The following is a 19182-nucleotide window of genomic DNA, read 5'->3' as shown; positions in this document are numbered from 1 at the left end:
ATTTTATCCCTCTATTCTTAATTCCTGGCAGAAACGTCCGCCGCGGCAAAAGGTGGAACAGCTTACATTGGGATATTGTCCGGTGATCTCTCTGTAGCTGTACAGGCCAAGCCCCCGTCCGCTGCCTTTGGTGGACCATCCTTTCTGCCAGATCCTGTTCATGTCCACCTCACCCTCCACGGGGTTGGAGACTAAGAATATCACACAGTCATTCTGGGCAGTGATCATAATGTCCACCTCACCCTGCGCAGTTTTTGCCGCCTCCATGGCATTGTCGGTCAGAATGCCAATACAGCGCAGCAGATCCCGGATCTTCATGCGGCACGCCCTGACCGGGTACAAGACTTCCAGGTGCCAGGGTATATTCAGGGTATCAAGCTGAGAGAGTTTAGCCATTAACAGGCTTTTTAACTCTATGATCTCAATATTCATGATCTGGTTGGCGGTCTGGATTTTAGCACCGATGGTATGGTCAAATTCATTGAGCATATGCTGCATGTACTGTTCCAGTGCCTCTGTCTTTCCTTCTTTTACATCCAGATACATTCCGGACATCATATTTTTGAAATCGTGGCGGTACACCCGGACATCCTTTTGGATTTCCTCAAGGTTTTGAATGTATGCAGTCTGCTGGGCAATGATACCGGCCTGTGCTTTTTCCGTCTCTTCGAGGATAACATTCTTTGAGAGAAATCGAAAGAATACCGTGAAGGACAAAAGCAGAGTCATTCCTATCATGGTCAGCAGAGTATTATAATTCATATCAGCCATGGACAGCACGATCAGATAATGAGGGGCACCTGCCAGAAAAAGTCCGGTCAGTGCTGCCGGGATGCTATGTTTTTTCTTCCTGGTGCAGTAATCTACAAAGGTTGCCGCATCTGTTTTCACGATCAGCTTTCCCATGAAAAAAGTAAAAAGAAGCAATAACGTAATGGAGATACATTGATTTACCATGGAACCCAGTTCATATCTGTAAGGAATAAAAAAGCAGGTGATCAGATAAGTCTGGTAGAACGTGAAATAGGCAAAGGGTACGGCGATCATTATTCTTTTGAAATTGCGTTCTGCCACAAAATATAGGAAAAGAATATTAACTGTCAGAACAAACATATCCAGAAGATAAGATAATAAGGGAAGGGGAATACCTGTTATAATATTACCATACAATCCCAGATAGACAACAGGAGCTACTATTATGTCTGCGGCCAGAGCGGTCAGCAGAAGTTTTATCCAGAGGATTTTGCGACCCAGAAGCCTGCAGCTCAAAAAATAGATGACAGCTTCCGTAAAATAACTGGCGGCCAAATAAGTGAGAAGGCCATATATCATACGATTCACCACCTTTATATAATAGAATACCATGACAATTTTACAATACAGTCCCAGTATATAGTGTGAAAAGCAATGCGTCAATAACAGTTCAGGCAGGTCTGCGCATTTACTGCGCTGACCGTATGAAAAAGTAGTGGCAGCAGGCATCCGGCCCATGGCCAAGCGATTTTTAATGTCCGGATGCGGAACGGTTCAGCTTGTCTGAACTGTTACATGCGTCAATAAAGGAAAAGATGTCAGTCAATGAAAAAAATTGAAATCTCCCGCATATTAGGCTACAATGATGAAAACAACAGTTCCTTATAAAACCGCTGTAATCGAAAATGGAGGAATCCCCATGAAATCAAAAATACTGGTAGTGGAAGATGAGGCTGCCATCAACGATCTGATCACAATAAGTCTGGAAACCGCAGGTTATGAAGTGCACCGTTTTTATGACGGCAGCCGGGCGGAGCAATTTTTGTGCAGTACGGACGATGTAAGCTGTGACCTGGCTTTGCTGGATATCATGCTTCCGGGAAGGAATGGATTTGAACTGCTCCCCTATTGCAGTAAAAGGGAGATCCCTGTTATCTTTCTCACCGCCAAAGGTGAGGTGGGCAGCAAAGTGAAAGGGCTGAAAGAGGGAGCGGAGGATTATATTGTGAAACCTTTTGAAATCCTGGAACTGCTGGTAAGAATAGAAAAGGTCCTGGAACGGCATCAGAAAAACGGTGATGAGATCCGGATTGGGGATGTGACCGTCTATGTAAAAGAACGCAGGGTAATGAAAGGGGAAGAGGAACTGATCCTGAAACCCATGGAATTTGACTGCCTTATGCTGTTCATAAAGAATAAAAACATAGCCCTCACAAGAGAGCAGATATTAAATGAACTTTGGGGAATCCAATTTGAAGGTGAGACAAGGACCGTGGATGTACATGTTGCCAGAATCCGCAAAAAATTAGGCTGGCAGGATATGATCAGGACCGTACCGCGGATCGGGTACCGTCTGGAGGTGGGGGGATGAAGCTGCGGACCAAAATCTGCCTGGTCTGTGTGGCAGCTATGCTGGTGCTGTCCCAGAGCTTTTCCCTGTTTATGCTTTATATTTCCCAAAAAGATCAGTTGGAACGGATCAGCAAATATGAGTATGCCATATTTGACAACAGATTAAAAGCCCTGAGACAGTATGCGGAAGGTTCCTTTGATTTTTTATCCATGTCTGAGGAAATGAAACAGCGTATCATGAGAAGCGGAAGTAAGGAGTATCTGGGCCTGGAATATGCAGTCTATGAGGAGGGGCGGGAGATTTTCAACATGACCCCGTATGACTACGAAGATACCGGCACGGAGAATATGGACCCATTCTATGAGATCAACATGGACGGAAAATATCTTTTGGTCATGGGAAAGCGGCTGGACATAGGGCCAAGGCAGAATTATGATGTATGGCATTACAAGGATGTGACGGAGATCCATAATAACAGTAAGAAAATGTTTTTCCAGGGGCTGGCGGCAGCGTTCTTATTGACAGGATTTATTGCTGTTATCCTGGTGGTTGTCATCCGGCTGGTCATGAGACCGATCTACAGCCTGAAAGACTCCGCAGATGAGATCGCAGGGGGAAACTATGAGTCCCGGATCAAGGTCAGGAGGCGGGATGAGATAGGAGAGATCAGTGAGGATTTTAACCGCATGGCTGATAAGGTTGAGGAACATATAAAAGAACTGGCCCATACCAATGAGCGCCAGCTTCAGCTAATGGGAAGCCTTGCCCATGAACTGAAAACTCCCATGACGGCCATCATCGGCTATTCGGATATCCTTTTAAAAATGCGTCTGCCGCAGGAAGAGAAAGAAAAGGCACTTATATATATCGGCAGTGAGTCCAGAAGGCTGTCCAGGCTTTCAGCAAAAATGCTGGAGCTGACAGGGCTTTATAAAGATGGGGAGAAGACCATAGAAAAGAAAAATGTACAGATGAAAACACTTTTGGAAAATGTGAAGAGTCTCATGACATTCCGCTTGAAAGAAAAAGGATTGTCTCTGACCGTCAAGATGACCGGTGAGGAGCTGTGTCATTTGATGGATGAGGATTTGATCACAAGCCTGCTCATGAATCTCCTGGATAATGCCTGTAAGGCTTCCCATGAGGGGGGATGCATAGAGATAGAGGCCTGGGAAAAAGGTATTTCCGTGAGGGACGAGGGGAGCGGGATACCAGAAGAAGAGATCGGGAAAATACAGGAGGCCTTTTATATGGTAGATAAATCAAGGGCAAGGGCATCAGGCGGTTCCGGCCTGGGACTTTCCCTTTGCAGAAAGATCGCGGAACTTCATAATGGCAGGCTGGTCATTGAAAGCCGGCTGGGGGAGTGGACGAAGGTAAGTTTCCTTTGGGAACAGGATAGCAGATAAAGAGTAATGGTGCGGAGGCCGAAAGGCAGCCGCACCATTATATGTTGTGCGCCCGGCAGCGCATGTTTCTAAGGGAGGCAAGTCCCGGATCCATGGGCCAATCTCTGGTCTGACCAACAGAAATCACATCAGGCTAAGCTGAAGCCCTTCTTGGATTCAGCGCAGTGATTGCACAGGCCTGCCGAATCATCACATATGTTTACAAATTGGTTACAAGTCGGTGCGGTATTTTTACATCCCATACGTTAATATAGAAGGAGTGAAAGGGTAACAGTTCAGGCAGGTCTGCGCACTCACTGCGCTGGCTGTATGCATGGCGGCAGTAAGCATCCGGCCCATGGCAAAGCCATATTTAATGACTGGATGCATGTGACAGTTCAGACGGCTGAACCGTTACAGGAAAGGGCAAAGGGAGGAGAAAAATGAATAAAAAAAGCACTTGTATCTTGACGGTTCTGTTATCCGGGGCTGTTTTGCTTGGCGGCTGCCAGGAGACACCGGATTCTGTGATCGTAAAGCCAAAGGGCAGGGAGGCCATAGAGCAGTACGAGGAGGACGAGAGCCGGGAGGAATCCGGGGAGGAGCAGCAGGGATTGCGGGAAAAACTGGGCGTGCCGGAGAGATTTCAGGATGAGATCGTTCTGGAGGACGGAAAAGTCACATTAACCACGGATGCTGTCATAGAACTGCCAAAAGCCCCGGGATTTTCCACAATAGAAGTAAGCGCTGTACCGCTCACCCAGGATTTTATGGATAGGATCACCCAGGGGCTGTTCCCGGAGGGAAAGATATATAGCTCTGATTCCTATTTTGTTATGACAAAGGATGACTGTCAAAAGGAAATAAATAAAATAAAGGCAGAAATGGCCCAGGCCAGTACAGAGTCAGAGGATGAGGAAGAGATATCCAAAGAAAACCTTCAGAATATGCTGGAAGAATTGGAGGCCGCATATGCAGAGGCCCCGGAGACCGCCGAAAAGAAGGAAGTATCCCCTCTTTTGGCTGTGGATGAAAGCGGATTTGAGTCCTTTAGCGGGGTTGTGGAAACACCGGAGCCATATTTTTACCGTATCTTTGAGGGGTCAGGTGATTCGATCAGGGTCAGAGTCAGCCATTACGGGGAAAATGAGGCAGCACAGCCGGGAGCCGGATGGGGAGAGTATCAGTTTGCCAAAGATGATATTATATCCCAGATCGGATCAGAGGATGAGATAAAGTCCTCCGCAGGAATCTCCTATGAGGAAGCAAAAAAAATAGCGGATGATAAGATATCGGCTATTGGCGTGTCAGACATGGATATTGGTTCATGGGATTATGCGGTATATATGTACCGTGGAAACGAGGGGGAAGAAGTGCAGGTTTCCAATACAGGTTATATGTTCTATTATACCAGACAAATTGGAAGCACACCCATAATCTACACATTGTCGGAAGGCGGCGGACTGGAGGATATGGACAGTACCATAGAACCATGGACATATGAGACACTGAAGATCGTGGTCTCTAAAAATGGACTGGAGGAGTTATCTTATGTCAGCCCCTATGAAATAGGCAAAACTCAGGTGGAGAATGTGAAGCTTTTAGACTTTGAGGAGATCAAACAGATTTATACAGAGATGATGCAGTACAAAGTATCCAGCCAAATGGACAATGAATATCTGAAGGAATACAAGGTAACTGTGGACAGGATAACACTGGGTTATACCAGGATCTATAGTCCGGCACAGGACAGCCGCAGCGGGCTTTTAGTCCCGGTCTGGGACTTTTTCGGAAATTCGGAAATGACCCTGAATGACCAGGAGGGCACCCGGGATGCGTCCTCCATTCCCAACAACAGCCTGTTCACCATCAATGCCATCGACGGCACGATCATTGACAGGGGCCTTGGTTACTGATGAACGGTCCGGGGAAAATAAAGGCAGTGATCCGTTTTAATTTTCTGGGATTTTTTAAGAATACCAGGATCATACTCACCTTCCTGCTTGCGGTTGTCCTTTGTTTTTTATTAAGTGAGAGGGTGATCCGGGTGGCAGAGCATTATGAAACATCCATGCAGGCTGCGGAACCATTTATTTGGACTTTTGGAGACGGTACCAATGTGCTGCTTGCCTCTCTTCTCCTGATCCTTATGTTTTCCGATGTGCCGAAGGCGGGTCCGGTGACTCCTTTTTACCTGGCCAGAATGAAAAGGATGCAGTGGATGGCAGCGCAGTTTTTCTATATTGCTCTGGGGACGATCCTTTATGCGGCATTTATTATGTCTGTGACGATCATTTTGTGCCAGAAGTACACGTTTCCGGGAAATATATGGAGCGAAACAGCGGTGCGTCTCGCCTACTCGGAACTTGGAGATTCTATGGGGATTCCGGCCAGTGTAAAGGCAATGGAGAGTATTACGCCTTATGAATGCATGCTGCAGACACTGGTGTTGATATTGTTTTATTCCTGGACACTTTGTTTTCTGATGTTGGCGGTCAATCTGCGGTTTGGAAGGACAAAGGGAATCTTTGCAGGGATTTTTTACAGTCTGTATGGATTCCTGCTGGAACCGGACATCATAGCCAGGATCCTGGGTCTGGAAAAACATGAGCGGTATAAAGTAAATGTGCTGACAGGCTGGATCAGTCCCCTGAACCACGCATCTTACCCGGGGCACAGCTTTGGATATGACAAGCTGCCTACGATCTTTCAGTCATCTGTCCTTTTTCTTGTCCTTCTGGCAGTATTGGGTCTTTTATCCTGCCGGGCATTGAAGCGTTATAATTTTACTTTTATGGGGTATTAAGTATGGACAGTAAGCGTATGATGGGGCGGAGGACAACCTGGCTGGCAGTGTTTCTCGCCGTGGCGGGACTGGTGGCAGGAACGAAATTCCCTGCATTTGACAGTCCTTTTCCCGGCGGGAGCTGGTATGGCATGGTGGCAGAGGCATTGACCTCCAAAACCGTCATCTTTCTGGTACCTGTTGTGGCTGTACTGCCTTACGGGGATGTATGGATCGGGGAAAAGGCTTCCGGATTTCTGGGGTTTTATGTTGCCCGGAAGGGGAAAAAGGATTTTGTGGAGGACAGGGTCATCACGACCACATGCAGCGGCTGTTTTGGGTGGGCATTGGCTGTTCTTATAACTCTGCTGTTGTATTTTGTGTTTTTCTTTCCCCTGGAACTGAAGGCAGAGTGGAGATGGGAACTTATGATCCCCCTTTTGCGGACCATGGCAAGGCTGTTTTTGGTGTCCGCCGTACTGGCGGATCTAAGCGGCATTATGGCGCTTCTGTCCGGTTCAGTGTACATGGCATACGGCATACCCTTTGCGGTATATTATCTTCTGACGATACTCCATGAACGGTACCTGGAAAAGATTTATGTCATAGACCCGCAGTCGTGGATAAAGGCGGCAGGTGACTGGGGAAAGGACGGTATTGGACTGTGGGCATTTTTACTTTTACTGCTTATGCTGCTGATGTTTCTATATGGAGGGATGTTATATGACAGATGCAGGGATATCTGAGTATGTGGCAGTGGACAGGGTGACGAAGAAATTCGGGAATGAGCTTGTGTTAAAAGAGACAACCATGACCATGCGCAGGGGAAAGGTCTATGGTATTGTGGGGAATAACGGTTCCGGCAAGACGGTCCTCATGAAATGTATCTGCGGTTTTCTCCCCGTTACGTCCGGCAGCATCCGGGTGGGAGGAAAATATATCGGCAGGGACACAGATTTTCCCGAAAGCCTGGGGCTTATTATTGAAACACCCGGTTTTTTGACTGAATATACAGGCATAAAGAATCTGGAGATCCTGGCAGATCTGAACCGGAAAATTTCTGTGAAGGAGATAAGAGAGGTATTGCAGAGAGTGGGACTTGACCCGGATTTGAAAAAGCCTGTGGCAAAATATTCCCTTGGCATGCGGCAGCGCCTCGGCATAGCCCAGGCGATCATGGAAAATCCTGACTTTTTGATTCTGGATGAACCATTTAACGGGCTGGATAAAAGCGGTGTGGTTGACATAAGATCTATATTGCTGGATTTGAAGAGGAGAGGAAAGACCATTTTACTGGCAAGCCACAACAGCACGGATATAGAAATACTGTGTGACGAGGTATATGAGATGGATGCAGGTATCCTGCGGCATATGGCAGGGGAGACGGTACAGGAAAGGGAGCGTATGACATGAGGAGGAGACTGCAGGGAATAACTGCTGTGATCCTGGCAGTGTATTTGGCCGTGCCGGGCGGACTGACCGTGTTTGGACAGGTACAGACAGGGAAAACAGAGCCGATCGTAAGAATGGAGGAGGCAGAGAAAACAGAGCCATCTGTAAGAACAGAGGAGGCAGGGAAAACAGAGCCGTTCGTAAGAATGGAGGAGGCAGAGAAAACAGAGCCGATCGTAAGAACAGGGGGAAGAGGGAAAACAGGATCGTTCGTAAGAACAGGGCAGGCCGGCAAACCAGAGACAGCAGCAGGAATAGAGGAGCCAGGAGAAAAGGACAGCAAAAAAGAGCCGGGGGATGCTGAGGAAAAAGAAACGGCAGAAAAGGAAACAGAGGACGGCTCCGGAAAGCCGGAGGAGGCGGTCCATCTTGGGATTGATAACAGACACATTTTTGAGGGGATGGAAAATTCTTATGCGGACGGGTACGTCCCGGTGGAGGAGGGGGATAACGTAAAGATTGTGATTCCCTTCACTGCAGATGGTGAGCTGAAAGACAACACCCTGACCGTTGCACTGGATTTTGCCGGGGATAAGGAGACACCGTTTCAGATCAAGAACTATCAGAAAGATATCAACCCGCAGACGGTTACGTTTGACGGAGAAACGACGGAGGTGTATCTGTATACGGAGGATATACTGCTGCAGGAAAACAGGGTAAAAGGGCAGTACCCCGTTAAGGCAAAAGCAGAAGGATTTGATAAAAATGGGGAGCCCGTATCCCTGGAATATGTGGTTTTTGTCAATGTGACAGGGAATGGGGAGATTCCCGGGAACGAGGAGGAAAGCGCAGAGGGGCCTTCGCAGGAAACAGGTATGGAGCCGGAAGGAGACAGCGGAGGAGGGCAGAGCAGTGAAGTTTCAGAAGAGGCAGTCATGCATCAGCCGAAGTTTATCCTGGAGCAGTGCAGCCTGGACGGGAGCATTTTAGACGCCGGCAGCAGCCAGTCCGCAGAGCTGGTCTTCCGCAATAAGAGCAAAGAATTTACAGCCTGTAATGTAAAGGTGACGATCACCGAGGAGGGAGAGGGAAATAATCTTGTATTTGAGCGTACTTCTGAATATTATGAGACGGTAAGACCGGGCGGAACGGTGGTATGGAAGGAGAAACTGCAGATACAGGATAACGCCAAAGAGGGGAATGTACCTGTAAAGTTTACATTTGAATATGAGAATGAAAAGGGCACGGCGTATACCGGTACCGAGACATACACCCTCCGGATTCGGCAGCCGGCCCGGGTTTCGTTGGCAAATTACAGGGTTCCGGCGAAAGTATACTCCACAGATACCATATCCTCGGACCTTCAGATCCTAAATCTCGGCAAATCCACAGTATATAATGTAAGGGTTTCCTCACAGGGCAGGGGAATATTTGCGGTACAGACTTTTTATGCAGGAACCTTGGAGGCAGGGCAGAGCCTGCAGGGGAATCTGTCCCTCTATGCCGGTGCCAGAAATATGGAATCTATTCATGAGGAGATGAGCGGAACAGACCGGGAAAAATACGGGAAGACAGAAGGTACCCTGGTTCTGGAATACGAGGATATATACGGACAGACCTACAGCCAGGGTGTTGCCTATGAAACAGAGATACAGGCTCCAAAGGTATTGAGTCTAAAAGCAGATAAGAAGGAGGAGACCAACCAGTGGTGGGTGTCCGTCCTGGTACTGCTTGGGGCTGGGCTTATAGGAGGTTTTTTTGTTCAGAGTATGAGAATCAGGAATCTGAAAAAACGATGCGGATAGATCATCCGGACGGATTGCCGGAGTGCGTCGGGAAAGCGGGGAGCGCTTTTGGAAAGCAGAAGACTTTACGGGAGTATTTATAAAATAGCATTGTCCGTGCTGCTGCCGGCAATATTGTTATGGTGCGGCGCCGGTATGATAAAAAACCATATGGAGGACAAGGAGTTATTTGAATATCTGCTATACAGTGATATGGAGGATATGCCGGATACGTTCCTGTCGGAATTATGGGAACAAAAAGGAGTGGAGGCTGTCTCAGCAGTTCTGGATATCCCTGTACATATGGAAATAGAAGAGTATGAAATGGATGTATCTCTGCGGGCAGTGGATACGGATATTTTTCCTCTGAAAATAGACCGCTGTCTTACGGAGCTGGAGGCAGGCAGTAAAATCCCTCTTTATTTTACACCCCAGGCCCTGGAGGGCCTTAAGGATCAGAATCAGTACAAAATCACAAAAGGGAAAAAAGAGGATCTTATAAAACGAAGTCTGGGAATGACAGCAGAAATCTCTCCGGTACAAGGAGAAGCGCAGGAGCCGGGAACAGCCGCAGATGAGGAGATATGGAAACAGACGACCGCAGTTTACAGGGAGACAGGTATTTTTGCCGCCGTTTTGGAGGATATAGAAAGCCGGGTCTATATACCATATGAGAGCGGGAAGAAAATCCTGGCATTAACGGGAACTACCGTACAGGTGAGGACCGTATATATAAAGATCCGGGGAAGGTCAAAGGCTGATGCGGTAATAAAAAACTTAGAAGAGATGGGATTTCGCACGGAGGCGTTATAGATGCCTGCCATAGTTTAAGGCAGCAGAAGGTTTGCATAGCATACCTTCTGCTGCCTGTTTTTAGTGAAGATTCAGACAGGTCTGCGCATGTACTGCCAAGTGTATGAACAGACGCCCAGCCCATAGTGAAATGTTTTTTTATGGCCGGATGCGTAACGGTTCCACTTGTCTGAATGGTTGTATTTTGTTTTTTTTCGGTATAAAACCTATCAATTATTGCTATCTTCTTAAATTGGATGTATGATAATTACTGTCCGGTCCAATATGAATGATTGTAACTGTCATTCTCCTGTGGCGCAGGTTTCGGCCTGGGAGCATCCAGTTCACCGGTAACGTCCATATAGAACACAGCGCCGGCAGCTCTCATATACGGTGTCAGCCACAGAAATCCCACATAGCAGGAAAGCAGGCTCAGCAGCATAAGGGGGATAAAGCTCAGGTCCATGTAGAGGAGACGTCCTTTATTTCCTTTCATAAGCCGCAGGCTTTCTCTCATTGCCTCCATGGCACTCATGTCCGTGTTGTCCAGGAGAAGATAGTCTGCAAGGCCGAAGAACAGGCCAAGTATCATGTTCACCGCCAGATTCGTCAGACTGCCGAAGAGCATGAGAAGCAGAAAGGCATTGTCAGACATGTCCTTGTTCATATAACCCGGCAGGTCAAAAGGCAGGGCAAAGATAAACTGTATAACCAGCAGGATCAGGTGGACAACAATGAAACGGTCAGGGTGGTGTGAGAAGGCAAAGAACAAGTCTTTTACCGCAAAAGCTTCACCGCGGCTGATATTCAGCATAAGCTTTGCATAGCCTGCGCCCACAACAGCCACCAGCAGGGAAACCATATAATTGAGAAGCTGGGTGGTCACGATCCCCAGGACAGTAGCAGTGCTCATGGTACTAGTGATCAACATGGACGGCAGAAGACTGCACAGAAACATCAGGAGCAGCGCAGCCATGGGGGTGCCGTATCTGCCGGAGAGATTTTCACGGGCGATCAGCTTTATAGCAGCAGAATTTCTTTTCATAAAATAAAATCTCCATTCTTTCGTATTTAAGGAAATGGCCGGCAATTCCGGCACGTTATCATGCTTATTATAACATAACTAAACCAGGTTACAAGAGGGTAAAATGGAACCGCGAATGAGTAAAAAAGAAGAAAAAAGTCTATATATACTGGGGTGGATGCTCCTTGGAGCCGCCGCAGTCCTTGCAGGAGTCACCAAGGGCTTTCCTATGCAGAAGAAAATCTTTTCCCTTCCCTGTATCTTTTGGGAGCTGACAGGTTATTACTGTCCGGGCTGCGGAGGTACCAGGGCATGTGCAGCCCTTTTCCGGGGGGAGATCGTAAGATCCTTTCTCTGTCATCCGGTGGTGGTGTACACTGCTGTTGTCTTTGCCTGGTATATGATCTCCCACACCATAGAATACCTGACCAGGGGCAGGCTGGCAGTGGGAATGCGTTACCGCGACCTGTACCTTTATCTGGCAGCAGCCATTATACTCATCCAGTGGGTGGTGCGAAATCTTTTGAAGCTGGTATGGGGAATTGATATATTGTAAAAGCGTCCGGCATGGGAGCAGGCTCCGGTCAGACGCTTTCATAAACATTTAGATAAAATTATCACCCTCATCCGGTGCGGGATAATAGTGATCCTGTCCACCGTCATTTTGATCCGGCCGGTCCGGATCTTCATAGTCATGATCATCATCCTGACCGTAGGGGGAAGTGATGCCGCTACCGGAACCACTGCCTGGGTTTGCATTGCGGTACAGGTAATCCTGCAGGAAATCATAAATGTCATCTTCCGTATATTCTTCAGGATGTGTCAGTATATGCAGATACTGGCTGAAAAACGTACGTCCCTCACTGGTGGAGAGCATGGTGGAAGTAAAGAACAGGACAATGGCCGCCACAATGGCGATTCCTGCGGAGGAAAGTGCCATGCCGGCTTTGGCATTGCCGGGGCGGGCATAGGTTCCCTTTGATATAATGCCGAACAGGAGGCCAAGCCCTCCGAATAAAAGTGCCAAAGGCGGAAAACAGCACATGGACACAAGGGAAAGGATTCCCATTGTAAGGGCAGCGGAGGCAAAACCGGGACTGCCTTCATAGATGTGTTCTGCCGGCGGTTCAGGATAGATGACGGGACCCTGCGGGGGCTCCTGCCCATATCCCATCTCCTGGTTATTCTCATCATAAGGATCATTCATAAAGTCAAACCTCATTTCATGTATTTTCAATCATATAAGAATATTTTTTTCGTTTGTCAAACTACATTCTATCATGGATAGGAAAATAGGGCAAGACTGGAAAATATAAGGGATAGTCACAAATAGGATATAAAAGGGCATACAGAAACAATTTACAATTGAACATGGAACTATCCAATACGTGAAACTTAAAGTGAGGAATGGATGAACCATGAGCAATGCTTATGATAAAATGTTAAATCGGTTAAATGCGTACAGGCAGATGCAGAACATGAGCCAGGAGAACATGGGCAGTGTCATGGGGATTACGCAGAGCCATTACAGCAAGCTGGAGAAGGGGAAAAAGATCATCTCCGGTGAGGAGCTGTATAATCTGAAAAAGAATAATATAGATGTGGATTACCTGATCTCAGGGCGCGGCAGCCTCCGAACGGTACTGGACGAACTGATGGAACAGTGCAGCAGCAAGAAGAGAGCAGAGCTGCTCCAGCTCATTGTCTGGACCGTACAGCAGGGCATGGAATCCGCGCAGATAGCAGGGAGTGCGGCAGCGCTTTTTACCAGGGAGATCGAACTTCTCAGGTATCAGGTATTTCCTCATACCTCCAAGCGGACCATCTGGTACAAGATCCGTATGGCAAACGAAATGACCCAGAGTGAGATGGCTGATGTCCTGGACGTGAGTGTGAAGCGCTACAGGGAGATTGAAAAGGGAAATACCAGGGCCAATGCGGAGGTAGTGGCCTCCCTCTATGAGAACCTGGGATACCTGCCGTCCATCATATTGGAGGAGGACGTAGTAAATCTGTCCTGTTTGAATCATATATGGAAAGCTTTTGAAAAAGAACTGCAGGATGAACTGGAGGCATTTATCCGAAAAGGATGCGGACTTTGGGAATGCAGGCCGGGTGAGGGAGCTAAATGAAATGGAATATTATTGCGGAATAGATTTGGGGACATCAAGTGTAAAAGTTATGCTTTTGGGTGCTGACGGTGCGGTGCTGGGCACAGAGGCAGCAGGATATGACATGATTAAAAAAACACCCTGTGAGGCGGAGCAGGACATGGAATATCTTTGGCAGCAGACAAAAGAATGCATCAGGGCGCTGCTGGGCAAACACCCGGGGGCAGCGGCAGATATCCGGGGCATTAGTTTTTCGGGACAGATGCACGGTATGGCAGCAGTGGACAAAAACGGTAAGCCGGTGCGAAATGCTGTGATCTGGGCAGACCAGCGCTCCCAGGATGCCATTGGGCATATCTGGGACACCATATCCAGGGAGGAGTGGAACCGGATCACCTTAAACACACCCTGTACAGGGTTTCTCATATCCTCCCTGCTCTGGATGCGGGAACATGAACCGGAACGGTACGCCAAGACTGCAAAAGTCATGCTGCCCAAAGATTATATCCGCTTTTGTATGTGCGGCGAGGCAGCCACGGATGTGACAGATGCCTCCTCCACAGGCATATTTGATGTGAAAAAGAGGCAGTGGGCCTGGGAACTGATCGACAGGCTTGGCCTTCAGCGGGAAATGTTTCCGGTCTGCGGGGAAGCTTTTGAAAGGGGAGGCAGTGTCAGTGCTTCCTGTTCAAAGGAAACAGGGATCAGGGAGGGCACGCCCTTATTTCTGGGGGGCGGTGATTCCATGATGCAGCTGGCCGGGAACGGGATCATTAAGCCGGGAATCCTCTCCTGCAATATCGGCACTGCCAGCCAGGTGGCCTGTGCCCTTGACAAGCCGGTCTACGATACGGGATTCCGCACAAATACCTTCTGCCATACAGGCAGAGGGCTTTGGGAGATACAGGGTTCTTCCCTGACCGGAGGCGTGGCTCTGAAATGGCTCAGGGATAATATGCTTCATATGAGGGATTTTGAGGAGATGACAAGCCTGGCCGGGACAGCCCCTGCGGGAAGTGACGGACTCCTCTTTCTTCCCTATCTGAGCGGAGAGCGCTGTCCCTGCAATGACCCCAATGCCCGGGGAATCTATTTTGGCATGAGCCTGTACCACAGCCGGGAACATTTGATCCGAAGTACAATGGAAGGCGTTATTTTCGGGCTGAAGGGATCACTGGAGATATTGAAAGACATGGGGATCCGTTTTGACAGGGTGATCGCATCCGGCGGCGGAGCCAGGGGACAGCTTTTCCGGGAGATACAGGCAGATGTTTTTGAGGCTGAGATCCATACAGCAGGGGAGGCGGAACAGGCCTGCGTGGGAGCCGCCATGACGGCAGCCGTGGGCTGCGGTGCTTTTTCCTCCTATGAGGAGGCCTGCGGCGTGCTGACCCGTCCGGGAACCGAGGTGACAGTCCCGGATAAAGAGCGGGTGAAGATCTACAGGGAAGGCTTTGCCCGTTTTCAGGAGCTGTATCAGAGAAACAAAACGCTGTTTTCTTGACAAATTCCCTTCCTATTGATAAGGTGTTATATGACAAACTTGAATGAAGGATAAAAGGAGAAACCCCATGGATATCATTTTAGCATTGACAGAAGAACTGAAAGTGGAGAAGTGGCAGGTGGAAGCTGCCGTTAAACTGATAGATGAGGGAAATACCATACCGTTTATTTCCCGTTACCGTAAGGAAGCCACCGGTGCGCTGAACGACGAAGTGCTGAGAAATCTGTACGAACGCCTGAATTACCTGCGCAACCTGGAGGATAAGAAGACACAGGTGCTTGCCAGTATCGAGGAGCAGGGCAAGCTGACGGAGGAGCTGAAAAAACAGATCCTGGCAGCCCAGACCCTGGTTGTTGTGGAAGATCTATATCGTCCGTATCGTCCGAAACGCCGTACAAGAGCCACGATCGCCAAGGAAAAGGGCCTGGAACCTCTGGCAAATATTATTCTGCTGCAGATGACGGACAAGTCTCTGGAGGAGGAAGCAAAGGCATTTCTGTCTGAGGAAAAAGAAGTGGGGACAGTGGAGGATGCCATTGCAGGGGCAAAGGATATAGTGGCTGAGAGCATTTCCGATGAAGCAGACTACCGCATCCGTATCCGGGATATGACCGTGAAGAAGGGAAGGGTGATCTCTGCAGCCAAGAACCCCAAAGAACAGTCTGTCTATGAGATGTATTACGAGTATGAGGAGCCCATCGCAAAAGTGGCGGGCCACAGAGTCCTGGCCCTGAACCGGGGGGAGAAGGAAAAAATCCTGACCGTGAAGATAGAGGCGCCAACAGAGGATGTTATCCGTTACCTGGAAAAACAGGTGATCACCCGCAGCAATCCAAACACTACGCCTGTTTTGAAGGATGTGGTGGAGGACAGCTACAGCCGTCTGATCGGTCCCGCCATTGAGAGGGAAATCCGCAATGATATGACAGAGAAGGCGGAGGACGGTGCGATCAAGGTTTTCAAGAAGAACCTGGAACAGCTTCTCATGCAGCCTCCTATTGTGGGACAGGTGGTTCTTGGATGGGACCCGGCTTTCCGTACCGGCTGTAAGCTGGCTGTGGTAGACCCCACCGGAAAGGTGCTGGATACCGTGGTGGTTTATCCTACAGCGCCCACTACACCGGCTAAGATCGCAGCTGCGAAAGAAACATTGAAAAAGCTGATCAAAAAATACGGTATCACCCTGATCTCTCTTGGCAACGGAACGGCTTCCAGGGAATCGGAGCAGGTGATCGTAGAGCTTTTAAAAGAGATTCCGGAGAAGGTGCATTATGTTATCACCAATGAGGCCGGAGCTTCCGTATACTCTGCCAGTAAACTTGCCACAGAGGAATTCCCCAACTTTGATGTGGGGCAGAGAAGCGCGGCATCCATAGCAAGACGTCTCCAGGACCCGTTGGCGGAGCTGGTAAAAATTGATCCAAAATCCATCGGTGTAGGCCAGTACCAGCATGACATGAACCAGAAGAAGCTGGGCGAAGCCCTGTCAGGCGTGGTGGAGGACTGTGTAAACAAGGTGGGTGTGGATCTGAACACTGCCTCGGTCTCTCTTCTGGAGTATGTGTCCGGTGTCAGCAAGGCAATCGCAAAGAACATTGTAACCTACAGGGAAGAAAACGGACGTTTTGAGAACCGAAAGCAGCTTCTGAAAGTGGCAAAGCTGGGACCAAAAGCCTTTGAGCAGTGTGCCGGGTTCCTGCGCATCACAGGCGGGAAAAACCCTCTTGACGCTACCAGTGTCCATCCCGAGAGCTATGAAGCTGCGGAAAAACTCCTGGACAGTATGGGAATGAAGCCGGCGGATATCTTTGGCGGCAATGCGGTATATTATGTGAAGGACTACAAGAAGATGGCAGAGAAGCTGGGCGTGGGGGAGATGACCCTGAGAGATATTGTAAAAGAGCTCACTAAGCCGGGCCGCGACCCACGAGAAGAGATGCCGAAACCGGTGCTGCGCACAGACGTTCTGGATATGAAGGACTTAAAAGAGGGCATGGTCCTGAAAGGAACGGTGAGAAATGTCATTGATTTCGGAGCGTTTGTAGATATCGGGGTGCATCAGGACGGCCTGGTTCACATTTCCCAGATGACGGAACGGTTTATCAAACATCCCCTTGAGGCGGTCAGTGTCGGTGACGTTGTGGATGTGAAAGTTCTCAGTGTGGATTTGAAAAAGAAGAGGATTTCTCTTACTATGAAAGGTATCTGAGGATACGGAAAGGAAGCGTGGAGAATGAATGCAAACAGAGTAAGGATCGAGAAGCTGCAGGAAGAGATGGCAGCGGCAGGCATGGACATGTATCTTGTGCCCACAGCGGATTTTCACCAGTCGGAGTATGTGGGGGCGTATTTTAAGGTGCGTGCCTGGCTTTCAGGATTTACCGGATCTGCGGGAACCCTGGTGGTGACCAGAGACAGTGCATATCTCTGGACAGACGGGCGGTATTTTATCCAGGCGGGAAAAGAGCTGGAGGATACCGGTATTACCCTTATGAAAATGAGGGAAGAAGGCGTTCCTACCGTGGACCAGTTCCTGGAGAAAAATATTCCGGTGGGCGGCTGTCTGGGGTGTGACGGAAGGACCGTCAGTGTGAGCCAGGGAAAGGCTTATGCGGACATGATGGAAAGAAAACAGGGCCGTTTTCTGTGCCAGGACGATCTTGGCGGAAAAATCTGGAGTGACAGACCTATGATGTCAAGAGAGCAGGCCTTTCTTGTGGACGTGAAATATGTGGGCAGATCCAGAGAAGAGAAGCTGGCAGATGTCCGCAGGATCATGAAAGAAAAGGGTGCCAATACCCATCTGCTCTCCAGCCTGGATGATATTGCGTGGCTGCTGAACATCAGGGGCAATGATATTGAGTGCAATCCTGTGATCCTCTCCTATGTGATCCTCACAGAGAAGGACGTATATTTCTATGTACAGGAGGAGGCTGTATCCGCTGAAGTCCGGGAAGAACTGAAGAAGTCCGGAATCACGGTCCTTCCTTACTTCCAGGTGTATGAGGACGTGAAAAAACTTGCGGATGAAGATGTAGTACTGCTTGATGAAGCGGTTGTCAATTATACTCTGTTTGAAAATATCCCTGCGGGTGTAAAGATGGTGGACTGTGTTAATCCGTCCAAACCTATGAAAGCCATGAAGAACCGGGTGGAGAGGGAAAATGTGCGCACAGCCCACATAAAGGATGCAAAGGCTATGTGCCGGTTTATATACTGGCTGAAGCAGAACGTGGGAAAAGAGGAGATAACAGAGTACAGCGCTGCAGAGAAAAGCTATGAACTGCGTGCCCAGGACCCTGATTTCCTGGATTTGAGCTTTGGAACCATCTGCGCCTACGGACCGAATGCGGCTATGTGTCATTATGCACCTGCCAAAGACGACTGCGCCAAAGTGGAGCCGGTAGGATTCTTTCTCATTGACTCCGGCGGACAGTATTGGCAGGGGACTACAGATATCACCAGAACCATTGCGGTTGGTGAGCTGACACAGGAACAAAAAGAACATTTCACACTGGTGCTCAAGGGAAACATCCGTCTGGCAACTGCAAAGTTTATGTATGGAATGGGCGGAGCGCATCTGGATTGTCTGGCAAGAGGCCCGCTGTGGGAGAGAGGTCTTGATTTCAATCACGGTACGGGACACGGTGTGGGATTTCTTCTGAACGTACACGAGGGACCCCAGAATATTAATTGGAACAGCGCGATCCGTCCGGGGGGCTATGTGCCTCTGGAGGAGGGGGTGCTGATCTCCGACGAACCGGGACTTTACCTGGAAGGCAGATACGGGATCCGCTGCGAGAATCTGCTCATGTGCCGAAAAGGTGAGAAAAATGCCTACGGCCAGTTCATGGAGTTTGAGGTTGTGACCCTGGTTCCCTTTGAGCGGGAGGCGATCCTGCCGGAACTTCTCGGAGAAGAAGAACGCAAATGGCTCAATGCTTATCACAAACACGTATATGAGACCATAGCACCTCTTCTTGAAAACAAGGAGGAGCGTGAGTGGCTTAAGGAGGCTACAGCCGAGATTTAAGCCGTGATCTAACACAGTCAACGGAAGTATAACAGGAAGACGC

16 protein-coding genes are annotated in these 19182 nt (G+C 48.8%); 13 read left to right on the top strand and 3 right to left on the bottom strand.

What is annotated here, in order from left to right; all coding sequences use genetic code 11:
• Nucleotides 1-3: 3 nt before the first annotated feature.
• The gene (locus C6P39_RS06540) at nt 4-1332 is read right to left on the bottom strand and encodes a sensor histidine kinase (RefSeq protein ID WP_158661476.1); all 1329 of its coding nucleotides are present in this window, start codon (nt 1330-1332) and stop codon (nt 4-6) included.
• A gap of 340 nt (nt 1333-1672) precedes the next feature.
• Here C6P39_RS06540 and C6P39_RS06535 point away from each other — a divergent pair, with 340 nt between their 5' ends.
• The 8 genes from C6P39_RS06535 to C6P39_RS06500 all read left to right on the top strand — a co-directional run bounded on the left by C6P39_RS06535 (nt 1673) and on the right by C6P39_RS06500 (nt 10488).
• Entirely contained in the window at nt 1673-2344 is a 672-nt protein-coding gene (locus C6P39_RS06535; RefSeq protein WP_104803211.1) for a response regulator transcription factor, read from the top strand.
• Entirely contained in the window at nt 2341-3735 is a 1395-nt protein-coding gene (locus tag C6P39_RS06530; protein WP_104803210.1) for a sensor histidine kinase, read from the top strand. Before C6P39_RS06535 ends, C6P39_RS06530 begins: the two co-directional genes overlap by 4 nt.
• 422 nt (nt 3736-4157) lie before the next feature.
• Complete coding sequence (locus C6P39_RS06525; protein ID WP_095175569.1) at nt 4158-5630, top strand: DUF6034 family protein; 1473 nt, start codon at nt 4158-4160, stop codon at nt 5628-5630.
• On the top strand, nt 5630-6520 hold the full coding sequence (locus C6P39_RS06520) for a hypothetical protein (RefSeq protein WP_104803209.1): 891 nt from the start codon (nt 5630-5632) through the stop codon (nt 6518-6520). The genes C6P39_RS06525 and C6P39_RS06520 overlap by 1 nt, the downstream gene beginning before the upstream one ends.
• Before the next feature lie 2 nt (nt 6521-6522).
• Nucleotides 6523-7245: a hypothetical protein gene (locus C6P39_RS06515; RefSeq protein WP_104803208.1), complete on the top strand. Its 723-nt coding sequence runs from the start codon at nt 6523-6525 to the stop codon at nt 7243-7245.
• Complete coding sequence (locus C6P39_RS06510; protein WP_104803207.1) at nt 7223-7912, top strand: ABC transporter ATP-binding protein; 690 nt, start codon at nt 7223-7225, stop codon at nt 7910-7912. Before C6P39_RS06515 ends, C6P39_RS06510 begins: the two co-directional genes overlap by 23 nt.
• Nucleotides 7909-9696, top strand: a complete 1788-nt coding sequence (locus C6P39_RS06505) for a COG1361 family protein (protein WP_104803206.1) — start codon at nt 7909-7911, stop codon at nt 9694-9696. The genes C6P39_RS06510 and C6P39_RS06505 overlap by 4 nt, the downstream gene beginning before the upstream one ends.
• A gap of 48 nt (nt 9697-9744) precedes the next feature.
• The gene (locus tag C6P39_RS06500; RefSeq protein WP_104803205.1) at nt 9745-10488 is read left to right on the top strand and encodes a hypothetical protein; all 744 of its coding nucleotides are present in this window, start codon (nt 9745-9747) and stop codon (nt 10486-10488) included.
• A 247-nt stretch (nt 10489-10735) separates the two neighbouring features.
• On the opposite strand, the gene C6P39_RS06495 is transcribed toward C6P39_RS06500, so the two are convergent.
• Nucleotides 10736-11512 (bottom strand): DUF975 family protein, encoded by a 777-nt coding sequence (locus C6P39_RS06495; RefSeq protein WP_104803204.1) that lies wholly within the window; start codon nt 11510-11512, stop codon nt 10736-10738.
• Nucleotides 11513-11615: 103 nt separating this feature from the next.
• On the opposite strand from C6P39_RS06495, the gene C6P39_RS06490 reads away from it, so the two are divergent.
• The gene (locus C6P39_RS06490) at nt 11616-12047 is read left to right on the top strand and encodes a DUF2752 domain-containing protein (RefSeq protein WP_104803203.1); all 432 of its coding nucleotides are present in this window, start codon (nt 11616-11618) and stop codon (nt 12045-12047) included.
• A 48-nt stretch (nt 12048-12095) separates the two neighbouring features.
• Here C6P39_RS06490 and C6P39_RS06485 read toward each other — a convergent pair whose 3' ends face one another.
• Nucleotides 12096-12698: a hypothetical protein gene (locus C6P39_RS06485; protein ID WP_095175561.1), complete on the bottom strand. Its 603-nt coding sequence runs from the start codon at nt 12696-12698 to the stop codon at nt 12096-12098.
• Between the two features lie 211 nt (nt 12699-12909).
• Here C6P39_RS06485 and C6P39_RS06480 point away from each other — a divergent pair, with 211 nt between their 5' ends.
• From C6P39_RS06480 to C6P39_RS06465, 4 genes are all read left to right on the top strand, one after another.
• Nucleotides 12910-13623 (top strand): helix-turn-helix domain-containing protein, encoded by a 714-nt coding sequence (locus tag C6P39_RS06480; protein ID WP_095175560.1) that lies wholly within the window; start codon nt 12910-12912, stop codon nt 13621-13623.
• A gap of 1 nt (nt 13624) precedes the next feature.
• Nucleotides 13625-15106 carry a xylulokinase gene (gene xylB, locus C6P39_RS06475; RefSeq protein WP_104803202.1) on the top strand — a complete coding sequence of 494 codons (1482 nt, stop codon included), beginning with the start codon at nt 13625-13627 and terminating at the stop codon, nt 15104-15106.
• 67 nt (nt 15107-15173) lie between these two features.
• Nucleotides 15174-17315, top strand: coding sequence for a Tex family protein (locus tag C6P39_RS06470; protein ID WP_104803201.1), 2142 nt, complete (start codon nt 15174-15176; stop codon nt 17313-17315).
• A 24-nt stretch (nt 17316-17339) separates the two neighbouring features.
• A complete protein-coding gene (locus tag C6P39_RS06465; protein WP_104803200.1) occupies nt 17340-19139 on the top strand; it encodes an aminopeptidase P family protein in 1800 nt (599 codons plus the stop codon).
• Nucleotides 19140-19182 lie beyond the last annotated feature (43 nt).

The sequence above is a fragment of the Blautia marasmi genome (genome assembly GCF_900258535.1).
Taxonomy (GTDB): Bacteria; Bacillota; Clostridia; order Lachnospirales; family Lachnospiraceae; genus Blautia; species Blautia hominis.
Note: the sequence above shows the minus strand (reverse complement) of the source record. Positions and strands in the feature narration are given on the sequence as shown.